The following is a 5868-nucleotide window of genomic DNA, read 5'->3' on the forward strand; positions in this document are numbered from 1 at the left end:
AAGTGATCAATCGATCAATTCGTTGCGAAGTCGGCAAAGTACGCGATACTTGGCTTGCCGGACAGCGCGAGGCGACATTCCCAAGTCTTCGCCAATCGCTTGTGCGGATTGGTTCTCGACTGTCATGCGCCAGAATGCCTGCCATGTCTGTTCACTAAATTCAGATTGAATCATTGCCAGAGCTCGGTGCATTAGCTTTCGTTCTTCGTCAGGTTGCTCTGGGGGTTCCTTTGACTCAAGATATTCAGGGATTTGGTCAAGCCAGATTTTGAACTCGGATCCACCTTGAACCGCTGGCCGTTTCGCGACACGTTCAAGGTGCTGGCGTAGCATATTGCGAGTGATTCCCCACAACCACGAGCGAAAACTTGTTCGCGAATCTGTTCTGCGAAAAACATGCAAGCGGGTGGAGACCACGCGAAACACTTCCTGCGTAACATCTGCCACATCCGCTGATTGGAATCCGGCTTTCTCGATCCATTGATAGACCAGCGGTGTGTATAGTTTCGCGAATCTACTCCAGGCTTCAGAGTCGTCGATGCGTAAACGTTCCAACAAACTACTCGATGTCGAGTAAGCTGACGGGAGCGAAGTAGACTCTGGGTCTGCTTGGCGAGAAGAATCATCAGGTTCGGTCATTTGAGAGAAAATCTCTTCGGGGGGCATGGAGACGTTGTTAACGTTCTTCTTCATTTCGTAGGCGGCTTGGAGATCGTTTGTTTTCCTCTGGAAAGCCACCGACAAATGGGGGTTTTGCCGTTCTGTCGGATAGGATGAGTATACCCAACGAGAGAATTCTGGCATTTTCGCGTGACGCTCTTACGAATAGGTATCGGGGAGCCGTTTCGAATGTAAACACGCGATCACCATCTATGAACCGAAATTTGACCGTAGAACCTTCTAATGCGAGTCGTGGTTTCACTCTTGTGGAATTGCTGGTCGTGATTGCCATTATCGGGATCTTGGTGGGACTCCTACTTCCGGCCGTTCAGGCGGTTCGAGAGTCTGCTCGACGGATGTCGTGCAGCAATAATTTTAGGCAGATTGGTCTGGCGATTCAAAATTACCACTCGGCGTACAAACAGGTGCCCATCCATGGGACGGGGACTTTGGGCGCCAAGCCGCTCTGGAGTCAGGCCCATGTACCGGCAACGAGTCACAATCAATTGCGTTTGAGCTATTTGGTGGGTGCCCTGGCCTTTGTCGAGGGACAGAGCCTGTGGGAACAAATCAGCAACCCACTCATGTTGCCAGGTGCAACAGTCGCATACAACGCGATGGGGCCAATCCCGCAACATAGTCCCTATGTGCCGTGGTCAACGGAGGTGCCAACGTTTCGTTGTCCAAGTGACCCTGGAGTAGGGCTCCCGTCGTTGGGGCGAACCAATTACGCTGCGTGTGTCGGTGATTCGTTGGATCGGACCAGCCACGGTCTATTCAACGACGCGGGTTACGCTACGGGTCCCGGCAACGGATTCCCAAGTGGCATTGCGGCTCGAGTCGGGGCGTCTTGCAGGGGTTTTTTCGTTCCCAGAGGCCAAGCAAAGTTTCGCGACATCCTCGATGGATTGTCAAACACCATCGCGTGCGGTGAGATTGCGACCGACTTGGGCGACCGTGACATACGGACCAGTCCGTCGATGAACAATGACGTCAATGCGCTGGGCCTATTTGATAACCCCAGTTTGTGTTCGGACAACAACCAGATCGATCCCAATCGACCGAAGTACTGGACGGCGGGGGCGATCATCGAGTCTCCCCCTGCAAACAAACGAGGCTACCGTTGGGCGGATTCGTACGCGATCTACACGATCATGCTGACGATTCTGCCCCCAAACTCGGAGGTCTGCATGTTTGGCGATCAGACCAACTCCGGCACGGTTGGCGCGAGCAGCCGTCACCCGGGTGGAGCTCACGTGTTGATGGGTGACGGATCCGTTCGATTCATGACGGACTCGGTCGAAAGTGGCAATCGGCGAGCCCAGACGGTCTACATCCTCCCTCCTGGCAGTAGCGCTCCGTCGGTTCCCGGAGCGCAGAGTCCCTACGGTATCTGGGGCGCAATGGGGACACGAGCATCCGGCGAAGTCATCGTTGATTAGAAGAGACAAAAGCCAGACAGATGGGCGATCCAAAACCGGGATTGATGTGCGAAATCGACCGCCTAGCGAGCGCTTTGGCGGACCTGGATGATCGCGATTCCAACGATGGTTCATTTGACGAGGATCTTCAAGCCCTGCATAGCCAGATGGGACGCTTTGAGGCATTGCTAGGCGATCAAACGCCAATTATCGACAGCGAAACATACACCACTGTGCAGCGGATCATTGGCCAAGTTCAGCAAATTCGGAAGGAGCCGAATACCACGGAAGCCTCACCTCGATTGATCGAAACCCATTCGATTATTCAACTGGATGAAACTCTTGATACCGATGAATCGGGCGAGCTAGGCGTCACCCGCAGCTTGGATGGCAGTGTTGATCAAAACAGTGAGTTCGGTTCCTCTGGAGAAACGATACCGAATCTTGCCGGCTACGAGATGGTCGACCAGTTGGGCCACGGGGGAATGGGTGTCGTTTGGCGTGCGATCCAATTGTCGACCGGCCGCAACGTTGCGTTGAAGGTGATGAAGGAGGATCGATTCTCCTCCCCCGCGCATCGCTATCGATTTCAGCGGGAAATCGAATTGGCGTCGATGTTGGAGCATCCCAATATCGCCCGAGTCTACGAAGCCGGCGTAAGCGATGGGGTTCGCTATTTTGCGATGGAGTTGGTCGATGGCATGACCCTGGATCGATTCGTCCGGAAACAGAAACTGCCAAGCGATGATATTCTACGACTGGCGGTTGAAGTCGTTCGTGCAGTTCAAGTTGCTCATCAGCGCGGAGTAATTCATCGCGATCTAAAGCCATCAAACATCATGGTTTCGTCGCAAGGGACACCGTATGTACTGGATTTTGGCCTAGCCAAATCGCTGCGAGAGGAATCCCAGGGACTGCACGCGACACAAGACGGCGCGATCGCCGGCACGCCCGCGTTCATGTCACCCGAGCAAGCCAGAGGGGACCATGCGAAAGTGGATTCACGTAGCGACGTTTACGCGTTGGGTGTGATCCTGTACCGCTTGCTGACCGGCGGGAAATCTCCGCATCAAACGATGGGTTCGACATTCGACATGTTGCGTCGAATCATTGAAGAAGACATCCAACGCCCCAGGATTGCAAATCCAAAAATTGATACCGATGTTGAAGCCATCTTGGTCAAGGCGCTGGCCAAGGATCCAGACGAGCGTTACGGATCTGCGGGAGAACTCGCTGATGACATCGATCGCTATCTTGCCGGAGAACCAGTTGAAGCGCGCGTTGCATCGACTGCGTATTATGTCCAAAAATGGGTTCGCAAACACCGAGCCGCGCTGGCGGTCGCTGCATCGATTAGCGCCACGATCGTGGGACTGTTGGCATTCGGTCTTGTTCGTGAACGAGGACTGCGACGCGAAGCAGAGGTGTCGCGTGCGACCGCCATCGTTTTGCAGGGCGAAGCGGAAGCGAGTGCCCAAGATGCCATCGTCGCCAAGAAGAATGCCGAGGCGGTTGCCGATTTCCTGGTCAAGACGCTTCAAAGTCCCGATCCCAACGGGGATGGTAGAAATGTCACGGTTGCCGAACGGTTGGATGATGCGCTTCAAAATCTGGCGACTGCGTTTGCCGATGATCCCTTGACGCACGCCAATATGGCATCTGCGATTGGTAGTGCCTATTTCGGACTGGGGCTGTACACCGAAGCAAAGCAATCGCACAAAATCGCCTACGATCTGCGTCTCAAAACACTCGGCGAGTTTTCTCAGGGAACGGCCCTTTCCCTGAACGCTCTTGCCATTGCGATTGAAGCCACCGAGCAAACTGACGAGGGGCTTCGCCTGACTGAGAATGCTTACGAACGCTTTGAGATGGTTTTTGGCCCTAAAGCCTCCAATACTCTGGTCGCTCTGGGGAATCTTGCGATCGCATACCGTACGCGGGGTCAACTGCAGAGAGCCATTGCCAATCAAGAAGAGCTTGTTCGCCGTTGGACGGAATTAACTGGCATCGATTCCATCGAAACTCAAAAGGCAGAGTTAACTTTGGCTGAATCTCTTCGGTTGTCAAAACGCACCAGTGATGCGGTGCAAATAGCTGAAGAGATCGTAGAACTGCGTCGCGCCACGCACGGCACTGATCATCAATTGACACGAGACAGCGAAAGCTTCCTTGCGGGAGCTTATTTTTCTAATGGTCAACCACTGAAGTCTCGAGACCTGATCTTGGAGTTTCTTCCCAGCTTTCGTGAGCGATTCGGAGAGGCGCACTCTACCTATCTTGGTTACCGACTCCTGCTTGCAAAGTGTTTGAGCAGCCTCAAAAAATACGAAGAGGCGAGAGAGGTCGCCCAAGAAACGTATGATATCGCAATGGCTGTCCATGATGGTTCGAGGGTGCAGTTACTTGAATACCCGCGCGTTCTGGCTTCGATCATGCGAGGCCAGGGCGAGAAGCAAGAAGCGTTTGACCTACTAGAAAGGTCCTATGAACGCGCGGTCGAAATCGCTGGTGTGTCACACTACTACACGTTGGCGATCAACCTTGATCTCATACACTTATCACGGGCACTCCAGCGATTTGACGACGCCATCCTATACGCTCAACTCTACCTCGAGGGGTGGAGCGCAGCGAACGGAGACGCCAACGCAAACACACTTTACGCAAGAAACGTGTTGGTGGCTCAATTGTTGCTTTCAGGTCAGTATGAAGAAGCAGCGATTCACGGTGAGCAATTGGTCAAGCAGGAAAGGGAGTTTCGGGATCGATATGATGTGAACGTTGCGGCGGCTCAGTCAATGTATGCCAACGCGCTGATGAACACTGGTGGCTACGACGAAGCGGAGTCTTTGTTGATTGAGTGCAATCAATGGCGTTCCCAAAACGATCCCGATGGATACGCATATGCCTACTCTCGCTGTCTGCTCGGAATTGTTCTTTCCAAGCAAAAACGTTTCGAGGAAGCTGAGCCAATGCTCTTAGCTGGCGTGAAAGATCTGCAGGAGGCTCAAGTCGATCGAAACCTGAATATCAACCGCCGCTTGCGAAAATCATTGGCCGGCTTGGTCGCCCATTACGAAGATCGCGGCATGCTGGAGGAAGCCGAAAAATGGAAGGCAAAGTTGGCGGAAGCCAATGGTTTAGCGATTGAGTGGGGGGAAGCCAACATTTCTTCAGATTAGAAACGTGTTCATCGCACGTCAGCATAATCTCGATACGCCTCTGATTGAGTGTGATTCCATCAGAAAGCAGCAGACTGGCTTGATCTACTGGGGTGCAGGAAAGACATCTCGAAAATTCTGAAGCTTGAGTTTGAACGCGAATTTCTTCATTTACCGAGCCGAACTGTACAAACGCATCCTGCTTTTCGTCGTTTTCGCGTGGCGCATCGGCGAAAGATAGATAGGGGATCGCGAAGTTCTGCTTTGCAGAGTGTTCGGCATTCACTTGCAGCTCAATCGATGCGGGTTCTCTGACTATCCCTTCGGCACTAACCACATCGCTCTACTCTTCGATCGCTTGAAACATCCATCGGCTGGCTGGACAGCGAGACATTGAAACAGCTTTTTCGGAATGGCCGACTCACCGTACCTACCGTCGCCAGACCGTCGAATTGCCCCAATTCCCCTGCTGTGGCGAGCATATCAACTTGAACGTGACACCATTGAGTTGGATACGGCAGGGGCAGCGTCTTACTTTTTGATCAGCCCTTCGTCGAAACGGAAGCGATTCAACTTGGTTGAAGGAACAACCGCTCACAAAGCACCGTACACTTTGAAAGTTCCTCCAC

3 protein-coding genes are annotated in these 5868 nt (G+C 53.1%); 2 read left to right on the forward strand and 1 reads right to left on the reverse strand.

All coding sequences use genetic code 11. From position 1 onward, the window contains the following. Nucleotides 1-6 precede the first annotated feature (6 nt). Nucleotides 7-804, reverse strand: coding sequence for an RNA polymerase sigma factor (locus tag Pla52nx_RS22335; protein ID WP_146522748.1), 798 nt, complete (start codon nt 802-804; stop codon nt 7-9). A gap of 68 nt (nt 805-872) precedes the next feature. Here Pla52nx_RS22335 and Pla52nx_RS22340 point away from each other — a divergent pair, with 68 nt between their 5' ends. Continuing rightward, a complete protein-coding gene (locus tag Pla52nx_RS22340) occupies nt 873-2102 on the forward strand; it encodes a DUF1559 domain-containing protein (protein ID WP_146522749.1) in 1230 nt (409 codons plus the stop codon). A gap of 20 nt (nt 2103-2122) precedes the next feature. Beyond that, the gene (locus tag Pla52nx_RS22345; protein WP_146522750.1) at nt 2123-5260 is read left to right on the forward strand and encodes a serine/threonine-protein kinase; all 3138 of its coding nucleotides are present in this window, start codon (nt 2123-2125) and stop codon (nt 5258-5260) included. The last annotated feature ends 608 nt before the right edge of the window (nt 5261-5868 follow it).

Source organism: Stieleria varia, from assembly GCF_038443385.1.
Taxonomy (GTDB): Bacteria; Planctomycetota; Planctomycetia; order Pirellulales; family Pirellulaceae; genus Stieleria; species Stieleria varia.

What these genes read in the sequence shown, in the direction of transcription:
- Pla52nx_RS22340 (WP_146522749.1), top strand. Translation starts at nt 873, where the DNA reads ATGAACCGAAATTTGACCGTAGAACCTTCTAATGCGAGTCGTGGTTTC.
- Pla52nx_RS22345 (WP_146522750.1), top strand. Translation starts at nt 2,123, where the DNA reads ATGGGCGATCCAAAACCGGGATTGATGTGCGAAATCGACCGCCTAGCG.
- Pla52nx_RS22335 (WP_146522748.1), bottom strand. Translation starts at nt 804, where the DNA reads ATGCCAGAATTCTCTCGTTGGGTATACTCATCCTATCCGACAGAACGG.